The following is a 16,595-nucleotide window of genomic DNA, read 5'->3' as shown; positions in this document are numbered from 1 at the left end:
GAGGGTGCAGGGTTCGGAGGGAGCCACATGGCGGGGCGGAACGGGCGCACGGTACGCGACCTCAGGCGGGCCAACCGCACGGCCGTGCTGCAACGGCTGTACTTCGACGGACCCCTCAGCCGCTTCGAGCTGGGTCCGGCGACCGGACTCAGCTCCGGTTCGGTGAGCAATGTCGTCGCGGACCTTGTCGCCGACGGCCTGGTCGAGGAGGCCGGCAGTGTCGACTCCGACGGCGGCCGTCCCCGCACCCTCCTCCGAGTCGCCCCGCACAGCGGTCACATGATCGGTGTCGACGTCGGCGAGACCCGGGTCCGCGTCGAGCTGTTCGACCTCGCTCTCACCGAACTCGCCCGCGCCGAACGCCCGTTGGAGCAGCAGCGGTACGAGGTCGAGGTCATCGTCGGCCACATCCGCGACGGAATAGCCGAAGTCCTCACCGCCGCCGACATCGCACCCGAACAGCTCCTCGGTGTCGGCATCGGCGTCCCCGGCATAGTCGAGCACACCCCGGACCACGGCGCCGTGGTGCACGGCCAGACCATCGGCTGGGACGCGGTCCCCCTTGAGGAACTGCTCCGTTCCACCTCCCAACTCCCCGACGCCGTCCCGTACCTCATCGACAACGGAGCCAAGACCCTCGGCCAGGCCGAGATGTGGTTCGGCGGCGGGCGCGGCGCGCGCAACGCGATCGTCGTCCTCTTCGGCTCCGGCGTCGGCGCCTGCCTCGTGACCCCCGAGGTGGAGCACGGCCGGGCGGTCGAGTGGGGGCATCTGACCGTGCGGGTGCGCGGTCGCCGCTGCCGTTGCGGGGCCCTCGGCTGCCTGGAGGCGTACGCGGGCGCCGAGTCGCTGCTCGACCGCTGGCGCGAGCAGGGCGGACGCCCGCCCGAGGGCACCGACGAGGAGACCGCGATGACCGCGCTGCTGGTCGCCGCCTATCCGGCCGAGGGTGCCGAGGCCGACCCGGTGGCGCTCGCCGTCCTGGAGGAGACCGCCGAATACCTCGGTGCGGGTCTCTCCGACCTGATCAACCTCTTCCAGCCCGAGCGCATCCTCATCGGCGGCTGGGCCGGTCTCCAGCTCGGTTCCCGCTTCCTGCCCGCCGTCCGCCACCACGCCACCGCGTACGCGCTGCGCCACCCCGCCGGACGCGTGACCATCGAGCTGGGCCTCCTCGGCCCCGACGCGGTCACCGTCGGCGCCGCGATCCTCCCGCTCGCCGACTTCTTCGCCCGCGGCGGCCGCCGGGCCGAGCCCGCACCGGAGGGCCCACCGCCCGCCTGGCGCACGGCACTTGAGGAGCGCGCCCCGCACTGAGGCGACGGGCCAGCGGGAGATGATCACCCCATGCGCGAAATCGTCCTGATGTCCGACGCCCGGGTCGCCGCCGTCCCCGTCGAGGAGTGCGGGGAGCCCCTCGTCGACGTGAGCGGCGTACTGCTGGTCGACGGCCGCAAGAACAAGGACTCCGACGGCGCGCAACTCCACCTGCGCCGGGGCGTGCTGGACCGGCTGCTCGCAGCGGAAGCGCTGTTGCCCGGTGGCCTGCGACTGCTGTTCGTGGAGGGATACCGGCCGCCGGCGCTCCAGCGCCGCTACTTCGAGAGATACGGCGACGAGCTGCGCGCCGCCAACCCGGACTGGTCCGCCGACCGGATCCGGTCGGCCGCCAGCCGCTATGTGTCGCCGCCCGAGAACGCCCCGCACACCGCCGGCGCGGCCGTCGATCTGACGCTAGCCGATGCCGACGGCCGTGAACTCGACCTGGGCACCCCGATGAACGCCAATCCGGAGCAGAGCGACGGGGCCTGCTACACCGGCGCCGGCAACATCACCGCCGGGGCCCGGGCCAACCGCGCTGTGCTGGGCAGGGCGCTCGGCGCGGTCGGACTCGTCAACTACCCCACGGAGTGGTGGCATTGGTCGTACGGTGATCGCTACTGGGCGCTGACGACCGATGCGCCCGCCGCTCTGTACGGGTCGAAGGAACTCTCGTGACGGCTTAAGCGAAGGCGTTCACACCCGTGAGTTCCGCGGACAGCTGCCACAACCGCGCCGCCTGCTCGGGGTCGGTCGCCCAGGACTTGACGCCGGAGCGCTCGTCGCCGTCGGGGGCGGGCTCCGCGATGTCGCAGTCCTCCAGGTAGACGCCGCCCATGTCGGCCAGCTGGGGCGAGGTCGCTGCCCAGACCTCGGTGGCCGCGCCCTGCTCCGGGGTCTTGAAGCCCGCGGGGTTCAGCACGTTGCCCTGCTCGTCGATCCAGCCGCGCTCGACCATCTCCGCCTTGGGGAGGTGACGCTGCAACGGTGTGATGATGCCGCCGGGGTGGAGCGAGAAGGCTCGGACGTCGCGGCCGGCGGCCAGCCTGTCGAGGTGGACCGCGAAGAGGACGTTCGCGGTCTTCGCCTGGCCGTACGCCTCCCACTTGTCGTAGCCCTGGGTCCACTGGACGTCGTCCCAGCGCATCCCGGAGAAGTGATGGGCGCGCGAGGACACCGAGACCACGCGGGCGCCGCCCGGCTCGATGGCCGGCCACAGCCGGTTCACGAGGGCGAAGTGACCGAGGTGGTTGGTGGCGAACTGCGCCTCCCAGCCGGGCCCGACCCGGGTCTCCGGGCAGGCCATGATCCCGGCGTTGTCGATCATGTAGTCGACGGTGCGGCCGGAGGCGAGGAACCGCTCGGCGAAGCCGCGCACGCTCTCCAGGTCGGCGAGGTCCAGCTCGTCCACCTCGACGCCGGGCAGCCCGGCCACGGCCTCCCGGGCGGCGTCGGGGCGTCGCGCGGGGACGACCACCCGGGCGCCCGCCCTGGTGAGCGCGCGGGTGGCCTCCAGGCCGAGCCCCGAGTAGCCGCCGGTGAGGATGGCGAGCTTCCCGCCGAGGTCGAGGCCCTCCAGGACGTCGTCGGCGGTGCTCTTCGCGTCGAATCCCGAACCGATCTTGTGCTGTGCAGTGGTCATGAGGGGAACGCTACGAATTGAAGTGCGCTCGAAGTCAAGCGGAGGAGCCGCGCGGACCCGGACATGGGGAAGCCCCGACCGCGACGGGGGAATCACGGCCGGGGCGGCCAGGTGGTGGGCGCGGAAGGCGGTCGCCTCGCGGCGAAAGGCTCCACAGGGCTTCAGCCGAACGATCTTCCCTGTGGGCGGAGGTTGAGGCCCGGGGACACTGTTCCCTCCGCACCCACGGTCTGTTCAACGGCGAACTACGGATGGGTGTTCCTGCGCCGTCCGCCGTACGCGGTGATGTGCATCACCTGCCATTGGTCCAGTCCAGCAGCTCGTCCGCGGACCAGGTCGTCAGCACCCGTTCGGCGGGCACCCCGCACTCCTCCGCCCGCGCGCAGCCGTTGATCTGCCAGTCGAGCTGACCGGGCGCGTGCGCGTCGGTGTCGACCGAGAACAGCACCCCCGCTTCGACGGCCTTACGCAGCAGCCGCCGCGGCGGGTCGAGCCGTTCCGGACGGCTGTTGATCTCCACGGCCGTGCCCGACTCGGCACACGCGGCGAACACCGCGTCCGCGTCGAACTCCGACTCCGGCCGCGCGGCGCCCCCGTCCCGCCCGATGAGCAGCCGCCCGGTGCAGTGCCCGAGGATGTCCGCGTGGGGATTCCGTACGGCGGCCACCATGCGGCGGGTCATGGCGCGGGACTCCATGCGCAGCTTGGAGTGCACGGAGACCACCACCACGTCGAGCCGCTCCAGCAGCTCCGGTTCCTGGTCCAGCGAGCCGTCCTCGAGGATGTCGCACTCGATGCCGGTGAGCAGCCGGAAGGGTGCCCAGGTCTCGTTCAGCGCGGCCACCACGTCCAGCTGCTCGCGCAGCCGCCCGGGGGACAGGCCACGGGCGACGGTCAGCCGGGGCGAGTGGTCGGTGAGCACCGCCCACTCGTGTCCGAGCCGGGCCGCCGTACGGCCCATCTCCTCGATCGGGCTGCCGCCGTCCGACCAGTCGGAGTGGAGGTGGCAGTCCCCGCGCAACAGGGCCCGCAGCTCTTCGCCGCCGGGACCGGCCGGCGCGGGGGCCTCGGCCTCCAGTTGCTCCAGATAGGCGGGGACCTGTCCGTCCAGGGCCTCGCGGGCCACCTGTGCGGTCTTCTGGCCGATGCCCTTGAGGGACTCCAGCGTCCCGGCCGCCGCGCGTTCGGCGACCTCGCCCTCGGGGAGCGCCGACAGGATTCTGGCCGCCGTACGGAAGGCGCGTACGCGGTACGTCGGGGCCAGGGACCGTTCCAGCAGGAAGGCGATCCGGTCCAGTGCCTGCACGGGATCCATCGAGCCTCCTCCCGCGAGCGGCCCCCGGCCTGGCACCTTGGACCATTCGCGACCGCGTGATGCGTTCTAGGCTCTATTGCATGACCGAAATCGCCAGCCCGCACATCTCGACCCCGCGGATCATGGTGCTCAAGGTGCAGCCCGGTACCCCGCCGTTCCGCATCGTGGAGATCGACGGGGTGATGGTCTGCGAGGCCCGAGGGATCACCGACGTCCTACAGGTCGCGGCCGTGCACGGCATCACGGTCCGCGACCTGGACGACCCGGACGTGGTCCGTTGGGTCGGCGGGGACAAACTCACCTGGCTGCCGCACTAGCCCCTACGGAATCAGCCGACCGTCCACTTCTGGTTGGCGCCGCCCGAGCAGGTCCAGATCTGCAGCGGGGTGCCGTTGGCCGAGTTGTTGCCGGTGACGTCCAGGCACTTGTTGGCCTGCGGGTTGACGATGTCGTTCGCCGAGCTGACGGCCCATTGCTGGGCGGCGCTGCCGTTGCAGTCGTAGAGCTGGACCTTGGTGCCGTCCGCGGTGCCGCCGGCGTTCACGTCCAGGCACTTGCCGAGGGCGCGGATCGTGCCGTCGGAGCCCACGGTCCACTGCTGGGCGGCGGAGCCGTTGCAGTCGTAGAGCTGTACGGCGGTGCCGTTGGCGGAGTTCGCTCCGTTGACGTCGACGCACTTGCCGGCGAGGCCCCTGATCGCCACCCCGGTGGCCGTGTCGCTCGTGGTGACGGACACCGAGTCCACCACCAGCTGAGCCGGGAACGCCGTGGCGCTGTTCGGGTCGCCCGGCCAGTCGCCGCCGACCGCCAGGTTGAGGATCAGGAAGAACGGCTTGTTGAACGCCCAGGTGTTGCCGCCCACGTCGGCGGGGGTGCGCGTCTCGTAGACGACCCCGTCGACCGACCACTTGATCGAGTTGGGCGCCCAGTCGACGGCGAACGTGTGGAAGGCGTCCGCGAAGGCCGCGCCGTTCGCCAGCGTGTAGCCGGCGCCTATCCCGTTGGCACCGGAGTAGCCGGGGCCGTGGATGGTGCCGTGGACCGTGGAGGGCTCGAAGCCGACGTTCTCCATGACGTCGATCTCCCCCGAGTTGGGCCAGCCGACCGAGCCGATGTCGGTGCCGAGCATCCAGAACGCGGGCCACATCCCCTGCCCGCGCGGGATCTTCATCCGGGCCTCGACATGTCCGTACTGCGCGCTGAACTTCCCGGAGGTGTTCAGCCGGGCCGAGGTGTACTGACAAGTGCCGTACCAGCACTGGTAGTTGGCGGGGTTCTCCTTCTTGGCCGTGATCACCAGATGGCCCTGGCCGTCCAGGGCCGCGTTGTTGGTGCCGGACGTGTAGTACTCACGCTCGTGATTGTTGACGTTGTCGCCGGTCTCCTGCGTCCACTTCGAGGAGTTGACGGCACTGCCGGCCGCTCCGTCGAAGGTGTCGGAGAACGTGACGGCGTCCGCCTGGGCGTCCGACGTGGAGGCCGCCTGCGCCGGACCGATCGCGGCGGAGGCGACCAGCGCGGCGGACAGGGCGGCGAAGAGGCATCTGCGGAGTACGCGTGTGGAGGCCACGGCATTCCCTTCTGTGCGGCGGACGTGGGGACCGACACGCCGACTGAGGTGGGGGGTGAAAGCGTCGCCTCTTGATTTAAGGAGTGAGATAAGGAGAGCGTCAATACCTTGGTACGGACCACTGGTTGAAAGTTGCGGGCCAGTAGTTGATCGTTACGACGCGGCCTTCGGCGCTTTGGGCGCCTTCGCCGCCTTCGATGTCCTTGCCGCCTTCGCGACGGGCTTCCGCGCGTGCACCGCCCGGCCGAGCCGGCGCCCCAGCAGGACCCAACCGATCAGCGCGCCCGTGGTGTTGAGGATGACGTCGTCGATGTCGAAGGCCCGCCCGGTGATCAGCGCGCCCTGCGCGAACTCCACCAGGAGCATTACGGTCGCGGTCAGCAGCAGCACCTTCAGGATGCCGCGCGCCCGTGGCGCGAACACGGGCACCAGCACCCCGAACGGGATGCCGAGCACCACGTTCCCGCCGATCTGCTTGATGGCGTCGCGCATGGCCGGCTGGTCGAGATAGGCCTTCAGGGAGCGGCCCGGGTGCAGATTGGTGTGCACGAGCGCCTTGGACGCGGGCGACGGTTCCAGCGTGAGCTTGGCCAGTACGACGGCGAACGCCACCATGAAGACGAAGCCGACCAGCATTGCCAACAGGCGTAGCGGGAGAGGGAGTCGGTGGCGCTGGGGAGGTTCGGGCTTCGACTGTCGCGGGGCGCGGGCCGCTTTCGGCCCGGCCTCGGTCTTGGGCCCGGTCCAGATGCGGCGCAGACGTGCGGCGGTACGGCCCATGCGTGAGGTCCTCCGGTCTTCAACTTCCCTGTCTGGCAGGGCGGTTACCCCCGATTCGGCGGAGGATGCCGTGACGGGCGGACGGAACCCGTGTGCGGCGCATGTGCCCGCACACGGGTTGCCGATGGCTGCTCAGGCCGCGTACGAGATGGTCACCGTGGTAAAGCCCAGCGAGCCGAGCAGGCCCTTGAGCATGTTGGTGGTGTTGGTCTCGGCGCGCGTGGTCAGACCGCTGGTCTTCGCCGCCGCGGCGATGTGCTTGGAGGCGAGCTTCTGCACGGCCTGCTCGCTGTTGGGGTTGTCGGAGAAGACGTCGCCCAGGCGGTCCAGCAGACCGCGCTGCTTGGAGACCGTGTACGAGTGGTCCGGGTCCAGCGCCGGCTTGCCGAGCGTCGCGTGCGGCAGCTTGATGCTGGCCGACGTGCGGTCGCCGTTGACCGTCACGTCCTGCTTGCCGAGCTTGCCCAGGTCGACATAGCCCTCCACGGTGCCCGCGCCGACGTACAGCGTGCGGGTACCGCGGATCGCCTCGGGCAGGAACTTGGCGTCCTTCTCCAGATCCACGACGACCTGGAAGTTGCCGGAGGCCGCGTCGTAACGGCTCATGTCCTGAATGGACTTGAGTAGCGCCGGACCCGAACGGTCGTGGGTCTCGGTGCCGAAGATGTCACGCAGTCCCGGCAGCACGGCAAGCCGGAGCCCGGCGAACAGCACGGCGATCACAACGACGACGGCGGTGAGCACCTTCGCCCAGCCCGGCATCCGCCGGGGTATACGGCTGATGGAAGTCGTCATGGGGACGGCCCTCCCTTCCTCGGTATCCGCATGCCCCCCAAATTCGCTGTCAGACCGACCCGTTGGTGGAACGGGCGCGCCGACGGGAGCGCGGAGGGCGCACAAGCGGGAAAAGTCACTGTTCCGGCGCGCCAGGGGCCCTGGTCGACCGCGCAGACAGCATTTCCCGGCCGCCTCGCCCCATGCGTCTCGTGACCTTTCCGGATCACGGTCCGCTCCATGTTGTGACACTGGCCGCGGACGCCCCGAACACGCCTCGGTGCGACCGCAGTTCACGGTCGCCGGACGGACGCGACCACCACACCCCCTCACCGTGCGTGAGCCCCGGCAGGGCCGACTCCACCTCCCGCACCCGCCGGGCAGGCAGCCCACCGGTGATCAGCCAGGAGCCGACACCCCCGGTCGTTCCCGTGAACTCGGCACGACAGGAAGCGAGTTGCGAGGTCACCGGCGCGAGCGCGTCCAGTGGGACCTCCGCCTCGAAGGCGACGTACGGCTCGTACAGCCGCGTCCCCGCCAGCCGCAGCGCCCGCCGCAGCACGACCGGGGTGAGACCCCGGAAGTCGGCGGCCGTGCTGAGCGGGCCGACGAATCCGGACCGGGTGAGGGTGACCCGGCAGTCCGTCACCGGTGCGCCGTGCAGCCCGCTGAGCAGGGTCGCGTGGACCGTGTCCTCGACGGCCTGGTGGAACGCGCGGGGGAGCGCGCCGAGTTCGGTCTCGTACGCGAAGACCCCGCCGGAGCCGCGCTCTCCCGGTTCGACGCGCAGTCCGATCGTCGCCCAGTAGCGGGTGCCGTCGCGCCACGGCAGTTCCTCGCAGGCCTCGCCGGTCCCGGCCGGGCGTTCCAGGAACCGCACCCGGCTCGGCTCGAAGTCGGCCTCGACGCCGAAGTCCTGGACGAGGGTCGCCGCGAGGACATCCTTCTGGACCTCGCCGTACAGGAGCAGCACGGTCGCCCCGGAGGCGGCGGGCCGCGCGTGCAGCAGCGGGTCCTGGTCGGCCAGCGCCAGCAGCGCCGAGCGCAGCGCCGCCGCCTGCTCGGGACAACGGGCCCGTACGACCGTCTCCAGGGTCGGCGGCGCGAACTGCGGTGCCCGCTCGGTGAGTTCACCGAGCCGGTCGCCCACCCGGATGTCCTTCGGGCCGGTCAGCGCGCCGATGTTCCCGGCGGTGAGCGGGCCGGGCCGGCCGATCACTTCGAGACGCGTGACCCGTCCGGGGACCTCGACGGCCCGGCCGTCCGCCCCGTGCCGGCGGAACGTGAGCCGCTGCTGCGGGGCCACCTCACCGTCGTAGAGCCGCAGATACGCCGTCCGTTCGCGGCCGGGGCCGGGGCGTACCGCGAACACCGTGCCTCTCGGGCTGCCCGGGCCGGCCGGTGCGGGCGGGATCAACCGGACCATGTTCTGGACGAGTTGGAGGATTCCCTGGCCGCTCAGGGCCGAGCCGAACAAGAGTGGGTGGATCGAACCGTCGGCCGTGCGGGTGGCGAGGGCCTTGCGCAGGTCGTCCGGTGTGGGCTGCGGGCCGTCGACGACCGCCGCGAGAACGGACGGGTCGACGTCGGCCAGGGACTCGGCCAGGTCCGGGTCGCCGGGCGGGCGGGGCAGCACGCGGGCGCCGGGCGTGCCGAGGCCCGTCACGTCCGTCAGCGGTACGACGTGCGGGGTCAGCCGGCGGCGGATGTCCACAACGAGGTCGTCGGCGCGGGCGCCGGCCCGGTCGATCTTGTTGACGAAGACGAGCGTGGGCAGCCGTAGCCGCCGCAGGGTCCGCAGCAGGATCCGGGTCTGCGCCTGGACGCCCTCCACGGCGGACAGCAGCAGTACCGCGCCGTCGAGCACCTCCAGGGCACGCTCGACCTCCGCGACGAAGTCCGCGTGGCCGGGGGTGTCGATCAGGTTGATCTGGGTGTCGCCGACGGTGAAGGCGGCGACGGCCGAACGGATGGTGATCCCGCGCCGTCGCTCGATCGCGCCGTCGTCCGTACGAGTGTCACCGGCGTCGACGCTGCCGAGCCGGTCGATCGCGCCGTGGTCGAACAGCAGCCGCTCGGTGAGGCTGGTCTTACCGGCGTCGACGTGGGCCAGGATTCCGATGTTCAGGGTGTGCATGCGTGGTCGAGTCCTCGAGAACCGTCGTCCAGTGGGAAGGCTGGTTGATTCCGAGGAGTCGGCGCATCTGGGGCTCCTGACATGCGGGGGAGTACGGGCGCCGCCATCATGGCGTGCAGGAGTGGGCGGCACGCAACCCGTTTTCGCGGGTCAGTAGCATGAACCACGGCCGGGAATGATCATGCGAGGAGCAGATCGTGCGAGACATCGCCGTGTTCAGCGGGAGTGCCCACCCCGAGTTGGCGAAGGAGGTCTGCGCGCATCTCGATGTACCGCTCAGCCCGACCCGGGTCAGCCGGTTCGCCAACGACTGCCTGGAGGTACAGCTCCAGGCCAACTGCCGGGAACGGGACGTCTTTCTGATCCAGCCGCTCGTCAAACCGGTTCAGGAGAACCTGGTGGAGCTGCTGTTGATGTGCGACGCGGCGCGCGGCGCCTCCGCCGGGCGGATCACCGTCGTCATGCCGCACTACTCCTACGCCCGCTCCGACAAGAAGGACGCCCCGCGCATCTCGCTCGGCGGACGGCTGGTCGCCGACCTCATGGTGGCCGCGGGCGCGAGCCGCGTCCTGGCCATGACGCTGCACTCGCCCCAGGTGCACGGCTTCTTCTCGGTGCCCGTCGACCATCTGCACGCGCTGCGCGAACTCGCCGCGCACTTCCGGCAGTACGACCTCTCCCGCACCACCGTCGTCTCCCCCGACCTCGGCAACGCCAAGGAGGCCGCCGCGTTCGCCCGGCTGATCGGCGCCCAGGTGGCGGCCGGCGCCAAGCAGCGGTACGCGGACGACCGGGTCGTCATCAGCTCCGTCATCGGCGACATCGCCGACCGGGACGTCATCGTCCTGGACGACGAGATCGCCAAGGGCAGCACCGTGCTCGAACTCCTGGACCGGCTACGGGACTTGGGCCCGCGCTCGATCCGGGTCGCCTGCACCCACGGCCTGTTCGCGGCGGGCGCGCTCAAGCGGATCGGCGAGCAGCCCGACGTGCTGGAGATCGTCTGTACCAACACCGTGCCCGTGCCCGAGGAGGAGCGCACCGAGAAGCTGCGCATCCTGTCCATCGCCCCGGCGCTCGCCGAGGCCGTGCGTCGCATTCACAACGGTGAGTCCGTCAGCGCCCTGTTCGACGCGCCGCCGAACGAATAGACATGAGGGGACGGAGCAACGCTCGGCAGCACCGAGGTGATCAGGAGGACTCGCCGTGGCGAAGGCGAAGTTCGAGCGGACCAAACCCCATGTGAACGTCGGCACCATCGGTCACATCGACCACGGCAAGACCACTCTCACAGCGGCCATCACGAAGGTGCTGCACGACCGGTTTCCCGACCTCAACCCCTTCACGCCGTTCGACCAGATCGACAAGGCGCCCGAGGAGCGGCAGCGCGGCATCACGATCTCGATCGCCCATGTCGAGTACCAGACCGAACGCCGGCACTACGCGCACGTCGACTGCCCCGGGCACGCCGACTACATCAAGAACATGATCACCGGCGCGGCTCAGATGGACGGCGCGATCCTGGTCGTCGCGGCCACCGACGGACCCATGCCGCAGACCAAGGAACACGTGCTGCTGGCCCGGCAGGTCGGTGTGCCGTACATCGTCGTCGCCCTCAACAAGACGGACATGGTCGACGACGAGGAGATCCTGGAACTGGTCGAGCTGGAGGTGCGGGAACTGCTCACCGAGTACGAGTTCCCCGGCGACGACCTCCCGGTGGTCAAGGTGTCCGCGCTCAAGGCCCTCGAAGGGGACCCCGAGTGGACCGCCTCGATCCTCGAACTCCTCGACGCAGTCGACGAGTTCGTGCCCCAGCCGGTGCGGGACGTGGACCGGCCGTTCCTGCTGCCGATCGAGGACGTCTTCACCATCACCGGGCGCGGCACGGTGGTCACCGGCCGGATCGAGCGCGGGGTGCTGAAGGTCAACAACGAGGTGGAGATCATCGGCATCCACCCGCAGAAGACGAGGACGACCGTCACCGGTATCGAGATGTTCCGCAAACTCCTCGACGAGGGCCGGGCCGGCGAGAACGTCGGACTGCTGCTGCGCGGGGTGAAGCGCGAGGACGTGGAGCGCGGCCAGGTCGTCATCAAGCCCGGATCGGTCACCCCGCACGTGGAGTTCGAGGCCCGCGCCTACATCCTCTCCAAGGACGAGGGCGGCCGGCACACGCCCTTCTTCCACAACTACCGGCCGCAGTTCTACTTCCGCACGACGGACGTGACCGGTGTGGTGACCCTGCCCAAGGGCACCGAGATGGTCATGCCGGGCGACAACACGACCATGCACGTCGAGCTGATCCAGCCCATCGCGATGGAGGAGGGGTTGAAGTTCGCGATCCGGGAGGGCGGCCGGACGGTGGGTGCCGGTCAGGTCACCAGGATCGTGAAATAACCCCTGTCGTCACAACGTGCCGGACGTGGCCTCGGGCTGCCCCAGGGCCGCGTCCAGCGTCGGCTGCGGCGGTAACAGCCGGCTCAGACCGGTGACCCGCAGGATGCGCAGGGTCAGCGGGTGGGTGCAGACCAGATGCAGCCTGCCGTCCCGCTCCAGCAGCCGCTGCCGTGCCCGGTACAGCGGGCGCAGCCCCGAGCAGTCGAAGAACTCGACCTGCCTCAGATCGATCACGATCCGCGCGTCCGGCCACCCCGTCACCCGGTCCAGGGACGGGAGGATCTCCATCGCCGCGACGATGTCGATCTCCCCGCGGAACTCCAGGACCGTGAACCCACGGTCCTGGTGGATACGCAGATGCCGGGTGAGCGGCGCGGGTTCCTGCTGCACGACCACATCCCCTCCAACCGGCCCTCGGTGAAGCGGGGTTGAGCACAAAACCGTTCCCCGCCCTGAAAGTTACCCTCGATGGAGTGAATTTGAGCATGTTCGATTGACATATGTCTTCGAATCGAGCCAGAGCTTTCTGAGATGTTCGGTGCGGGCCTACGACAACGCGTGCCAGGCCTTGGAAAGCGCCTGGCGGAACTGCTCGCTCTGATGCGCTGTGAGCTCGCGCACCATCCGCTCCTCCAGCTCCCGCACCGGCCCGGCGCAGCCGGTCAGCAGCTCGCGCCCCGCGTCGGTCAGCAGGATCAGCAGCTCGCGCCGGCTGCGCGGATTTCGCTCGCGGCGGATCAGTCCGCGTCCCTCCAGTGAGCGGACCAGATCGGCGATGGACTGCGCGGTGACGAAGGAATCGCGGGCCAGTTGTGCCGCCGACAGGCCGTCGTGTCGCTCCAGGACCGTGAGCGCGGTGTACTGGAGTGCGGTGACACCATATGGCCTGACCAGCTCGTCCAGGCGTGAGCGGACGACCAGCTCCACCTGCTTGACCATGTACAGCAGGGACGGGAGCGTCTTCGTCGCTTGGGCGCCAACCAGGGATTCAGCCATGGATTCACCCTAGAGCATTGACAGGAAACCTGTCTGTAATGAGACTGCGGACCAGACGAGCAACCAACAGGAATCCTGTTGATTGAAATCTTGGCAACGATGCTGAGGAGTGGCGATGACCGCCTTCGAGATCGAACCCGGCCGCCTGTTCGTCGGGGGGCAGTGGCGCGAGGCCGCCGACGGAGCGCGCACCGAGGTGGTCGACCCGTCCCGGGGTCGGGTCGTCACCACGGTCGCCGAGGCGGGCCCCGCCGACGTGGACGCGGCCGTCCGCGCCGCCCGCGAGGCCTTCGACAGTGGCCGCTGGTCCGGCCTCAGCGGTCGTGAACGCGGCCGGATCCTGCACCGCGTCGCCGAACTCATCCGCGAGAACGCGGACGAACTCGCCCGGCTGGAGAGCCTCGACGTAGGCAAGCCCATCACCCTGTGCCACGCCGTCGACGTCACGAACGCGGCCAACGACTACGAGCACTACGCCGCCCTGGCCTTCTCCCTGGACGGCTCGACCCGCGACACCCCGCTCAACGCCCTCGCCTACACCAAGCGCGAGCCGCTGGGCGTGGTCGCCGCGATCACCCCCTTCAACTTCCCCCTGATCCTTGCCGGTTCGAAGCTCGCCCCCGCCCTCGCGGCCGGCAACACCGTGGTCCACAAGCCCGCCGACGAGACCCCGCTCAGCGCCCTCTACATGGCCGGACTGCTCCAGCGGGCCGGTGTCCCGGACGGTGTCGTCAACGTCGTCACCGGCTCGGGACCGGTCGCCGGAGAGGCCCTCCTGCGGCACGCGGGCGTCGACAAGATCGCGTTCACCGGCTCCACCGCCGTCGGCCGGCACGCCGCGAGTATCGCCGGCGAGAACCTCAAGCCCGTGACCATGGAGCTCGGCGGCAACGCGGCCCACATCGTCTTCGAGGACGCCGACCTGGAGAAGGCCGTCGGCGCGGTCATCAAGGGCTTCGTCTTCAACACCGGCCAGTTCTGCATGGGCGGCCCCCGCCTGCTGGTGGCCCGCCCCGTCTACAGCACCCTCCTCAACATCCTCGCCGACGCCGTCCCCGGCGTACCGCTCGGCGACCCCCGGCTGCCCGAGACCGTTGTCGGCCCGATGGCGGGGGAGAAGCATCTGCGCAAGGTCGAGGAATACGTCGACCTCGCCCGCAAGGAGGGCGCCCGCATCGTCTGCGGCGGCGAACGCCTCGACCTCGACGGCGGCTACTACTACAAGCCCACCGTCATCGCCGACCTCACCAACGACTCCCGGGTGATCCAGGAGGAGATCTTCGGCCCGGTCCTCACCGTGCAGCCCTTCGACACCGAGGACGAGGCCGTCGAACTCGCCAACTCCACGCCCTACGGCCTGGCTTCCGGCGTCCAGACCGGCAACCTGGCCCGCGCCCACCGCATCGCGGACCGCCTCCAGGCGGGCATCGTCTGGATCAATGACTGGGCGATGCTCGACCCCAACGTCCCCTTCGGCGGCGTCAAGGACTCCGGCTTCGGCCGCGAGTACGGCCCCGAAGGCCTGGCCGCCTACACCCGGACCAAGTCCGTCGTCGTCTCGCTCGACTGACCCGGCCCACCAAGGAGTTTCTGCGATGTCCACCATCACGCGCGCGGCCGTCGTCGAGTCGGGCGGCGCACCCTTCACACTCACCGACGTCGAGCTGGCCGAGCCCGGCCCGCACGAGGCGTTGGTCCGGGTCGTCGCAACAGGCCTGTGCCACACCGACCTTGGCGTGGCGAGCGGCGGACTGCCCTTTCCGCTCCCGGGAGTTCTCGGTCACGAGGGCGCCGGTGTCGTCGAGGAGGTCGGCTCCGCCGTCACCGGTGTCGCACCCGGCGACCATGTCGTGCTGTCCTTCACGTCCTGCGGCGACTGCCGCAACTGCCAGGGCGGACACCCCGCCTACTGCGCGACCTGGCTCCCGCTGAACCTCATCGGCGGTCGCCGCGCCGACGGCAGCAGCACCATCAGCCGGGACGGTGAGCCGCTCGGCGGCCACTTCTTCGGTCAATCGTCGTTCGCGGAGCGGGCGTTGGTCGACGAGCGCAGCCTCGTCAAGGTCGACCCGGAGGTGCCGCTGGAGTCGATCGCCCCGCTGGGCTGCGGGGTCCAGACAGGGGTCGGCGCCGTCTGGAACGTCCTCAAGCCCCGGCTCGGTGACACGGTCGTGGTGCTCGGCGCCGGGGCGGTCGGCCTTTCGGCGGTGATGGCGGCCGCGCTGACCCCGGCCACCCGGATCATCGCCGTCGACAAGGTCGCCGAACGCCTCTCGCTGGCAAAGGAGTTGGGTGCCACCCACACCGTCAACGCCGGTGAGGCCGACCTCGGCGAGACCCTCGCGGTGCTGACCGACGGACAGGGCGCCGACGGCATCGTGGAGACCACCGGCAGTGTCGCCGTCCTCCGTCAGGGCGCGGACGCCCTCGCCGCCCGGGGCACCCTGGTCGTCGTGGGAGCGCCGCCGTTCGGCAGTGAAGTCGCCCTGGACGTCAACGGGTTGATCCCCGGCAAGCGCATCGAGGGCCTCACCCTCGGGGACAGCGAGACGCAGAGTTTCATCCCCGCCCTCGTGCGGCTGGTGAAGGCGGGGCGGCTCCCGCTGCACCGCCTGATCACCACGTATCCGTTCGCGGACATCGACCAGGCGGTGCGGGACATGAGCGCGGGCAAGACGATCAAGCCCGTGCTCACCTTCTGACCTGCTCAGTCGACCGTCAGCACCAGCTTGCCCGAAGTCCGGCCGGTGCCGCCGAGCCTGTGTGCCTCGGCGGCCTCGGCCAGCGGGAACGCCCCGGCGATCGTCGCGCGCAGCTTCCCCGCCTCGACGAGCTCCGCGACGGCCTCCATGTCGGCGCGGTCGGCGTCGACGAGCATCCGGACCGCGCGCACACCGAGCCGCTCGGCCTCCTCGGGGAACTCCGCCGTACCGATCGGAATGATCGACACCACGACCCCGCCCGGACGCAGCACCCGCAGCGACTTGAGCGCGGTCTCGCCGCCGACCGTGTCGAGGACCACGTCCACGTCCTTCACCGCATCGGCGAAGTCGGTCTCCCGGTAGTCGATCGCCTCGTCGACGCCCAGCTCGCGCAGGAAGCCGTGCTTGCCCGCGCTCGCCGTACCGATCACATATGCGCCGCGCGCCTTGGCGATCTGCACGGCCACATGCCCGACCCCGCCGGCCGCCGCGTGGACCAGCACCCGCCGGCCCGGCTGGACGTCCGCGTTCTCCACCAGCGCCTGCCATGCGGTCAGCGAGACCAGGGGCAGCGCGCCCGCCTGGACGTGGTCGATCGCGGCCGGCTTGTGGACGAAGGAGCGGGCCGGAGCGGCGACGTACTCGGCGTGCGAGCCGTGGCCCCACGGGTAGGACAGCATCCCGAAGACCTCGTCGCCGGCCTTGAAACGGGCGACACCGACACCGACGGCCTCGACGACGCCCGAGACGTCCCAGCCGAGGACGAACGGGGGCTCGCCGAGGAATCCGCCGGTCTTCCGGTGCTTCCAGTCGGTGGGGTTGAGCCCGGCCGCCCGCACCTTGATCAGGATCTCGTTGGCGCGCGGCGCGGGCCGCTCGATCTCCGCGACTTCGAGGACCTCGGGACCGCCGAGGACGTGCTGCGTGATGACGCGCATGGTGTTCACAGTGCTCATGTT

General features: G+C 70.3%; 16 protein-coding genes. 7 read left to right on the top strand and 9 right to left on the bottom strand.

The annotated features are described in order from the left end of the window. Positions 1 to 27: 27 nt before the first annotated feature. Together AB0I51_RS26625 and AB0I51_RS26620 are read left to right on the top strand one after the other, a co-directional pair. Positions 28 to 1,317, top strand: a complete 1,290-nt coding sequence (locus AB0I51_RS26625; protein WP_362979214.1) for an ROK family transcriptional regulator — start codon at positions 28 to 30, stop codon at positions 1,315 to 1,317. 30 nt (positions 1,318 to 1,347) lie between these two features. Next, positions 1,348 to 1,998 (top strand): M15 family metallopeptidase, encoded by a 651-nt coding sequence (locus tag AB0I51_RS26620; RefSeq protein WP_362979212.1) that lies wholly within the window; start codon positions 1,348 to 1,350, stop codon positions 1,996 to 1,998. 4 nt (positions 1,999 to 2,002) lie between these two features. Here AB0I51_RS26620 and AB0I51_RS26615 read toward each other — a convergent pair whose 3' ends face one another. Both AB0I51_RS26615 and AB0I51_RS26610 read right to left on the bottom strand, forming a co-directional pair. Further along, on the bottom strand, positions 2,003 to 2,962 hold the full coding sequence (locus AB0I51_RS26615) for an SDR family NAD(P)-dependent oxidoreductase (RefSeq protein WP_362979210.1): 960 nt from the start codon (positions 2,960 to 2,962) through the stop codon (positions 2,003 to 2,005). Positions 2,963 to 3,254: 292 nt separating this feature from the next. Continuing rightward, positions 3,255 to 4,277: a PHP domain-containing protein gene (locus AB0I51_RS26610; protein ID WP_362979208.1), complete on the bottom strand. Its 1,023-nt coding sequence runs from the start codon at positions 4,275 to 4,277 to the stop codon at positions 3,255 to 3,257. A gap of 80 nt (positions 4,278 to 4,357) precedes the next feature. Here AB0I51_RS26610 and AB0I51_RS26605 point away from each other — a divergent pair, with 80 nt between their 5' ends. Beyond that, positions 4,358 to 4,594, top strand: coding sequence for a hypothetical protein (locus AB0I51_RS26605; protein WP_362979207.1), 237 nt, complete (start codon positions 4,358 to 4,360; stop codon positions 4,592 to 4,594). 11 nt (positions 4,595 to 4,605) lie between these two features. Here the strand turns inward: AB0I51_RS26605 and AB0I51_RS26600 are convergent, their stop codons facing one another. From AB0I51_RS26600 to otr(A), 4 genes are all read right to left on the bottom strand, one after another. Beyond that, a complete protein-coding gene (locus tag AB0I51_RS26600) occupies positions 4,606 to 5,847 on the bottom strand; it encodes a lectin (RefSeq protein ID WP_362979205.1) in 1,242 nt (413 codons plus the stop codon). A gap of 153 nt (positions 5,848 to 6,000) precedes the next feature. Continuing rightward, positions 6,001 to 6,627, bottom strand: a complete 627-nt coding sequence (locus tag AB0I51_RS26595) for a VanZ family protein (protein ID WP_362979203.1) — start codon at positions 6,625 to 6,627, stop codon at positions 6,001 to 6,003. Between the two features lie 132 nt (positions 6,628 to 6,759). After that, positions 6,760 to 7,422 carry a DUF4230 domain-containing protein gene (locus AB0I51_RS26590; protein WP_362979201.1) on the bottom strand — a complete coding sequence of 221 codons (663 nt, stop codon included), beginning with the start codon at positions 7,420 to 7,422 and terminating at the stop codon, positions 6,760 to 6,762. 205 nt (positions 7,423 to 7,627) lie between these two features. Then, a complete protein-coding gene (gene otr(A), locus AB0I51_RS26585) occupies positions 7,628 to 9,538 on the bottom strand; it encodes a tetracycline resistance ribosomal protection protein Otr(A) (RefSeq protein WP_362979199.1) in 1,911 nt (636 codons plus the stop codon). Positions 9,539 to 9,735: 197 nt separating this feature from the next. Between otr(A) and AB0I51_RS26580 the strand changes: the two genes are divergently transcribed. Together AB0I51_RS26580 and tuf are read left to right on the top strand one after the other, a co-directional pair. Next, the gene (locus tag AB0I51_RS26580) at positions 9,736 to 10,689 is read left to right on the top strand and encodes a ribose-phosphate pyrophosphokinase (RefSeq protein ID WP_362979197.1); all 954 of its coding nucleotides are present in this window, start codon (positions 9,736 to 9,738) and stop codon (positions 10,687 to 10,689) included. Between the two features lie 55 nt (positions 10,690 to 10,744). Further along, the gene (gene tuf / locus AB0I51_RS26575; protein ID WP_362979195.1) at positions 10,745 to 11,938 is read left to right on the top strand and encodes an elongation factor Tu; all 1,194 of its coding nucleotides are present in this window, start codon (positions 10,745 to 10,747) and stop codon (positions 11,936 to 11,938) included. A 9-nt stretch (positions 11,939 to 11,947) separates the two neighbouring features. Here the strand turns inward: tuf and AB0I51_RS26570 are convergent, their stop codons facing one another. Beyond that, positions 11,948 to 12,328, bottom strand: a complete 381-nt coding sequence (locus tag AB0I51_RS26570; protein WP_362979193.1) for an anti-sigma factor antagonist — start codon at positions 12,326 to 12,328, stop codon at positions 11,948 to 11,950. A 156-nt stretch (positions 12,329 to 12,484) separates the two neighbouring features. Further along, positions 12,485 to 12,922 carry a MarR family transcriptional regulator gene (locus AB0I51_RS26565; protein ID WP_362979362.1) on the bottom strand — a complete coding sequence of 146 codons (438 nt, stop codon included), beginning with the start codon at positions 12,920 to 12,922 and terminating at the stop codon, positions 12,485 to 12,487. Between the two features lie 127 nt (positions 12,923 to 13,049). On the opposite strand from AB0I51_RS26565, the gene AB0I51_RS26560 reads away from it, so the two are divergent. Next, the gene (locus AB0I51_RS26560; RefSeq protein WP_362979191.1) at positions 13,050 to 14,504 is read left to right on the top strand and encodes an aldehyde dehydrogenase family protein; all 1,455 of its coding nucleotides are present in this window, start codon (positions 13,050 to 13,052) and stop codon (positions 14,502 to 14,504) included. Positions 14,505 to 14,529: 25 nt separating this feature from the next. Further along, positions 14,530 to 15,636, top strand: coding sequence for an NAD(P)-dependent alcohol dehydrogenase (locus AB0I51_RS26555; RefSeq protein WP_362979189.1), 1,107 nt, complete (start codon positions 14,530 to 14,532; stop codon positions 15,634 to 15,636). Between the two features lie 5 nt (positions 15,637 to 15,641). Here AB0I51_RS26555 and AB0I51_RS26550 read toward each other — a convergent pair whose 3' ends face one another. Further along, complete coding sequence (locus AB0I51_RS26550) at positions 15,642 to 16,592, bottom strand: NADP-dependent oxidoreductase (RefSeq protein WP_362979187.1); 951 nt, start codon at positions 16,590 to 16,592, stop codon at positions 15,642 to 15,644. Positions 16,593 to 16,595: the final 3 nt, after the last annotated feature.

The sequence above is a fragment of the Streptomyces sp. NPDC050549 genome (genome assembly GCF_040655035.1).
Classification (GTDB): Bacteria; Actinomycetota; Actinomycetes; order Streptomycetales; family Streptomycetaceae; genus Streptomyces.
Note: the sequence above shows the minus strand (reverse complement) of the source record. Positions and strands in the feature narration are given on the sequence as shown.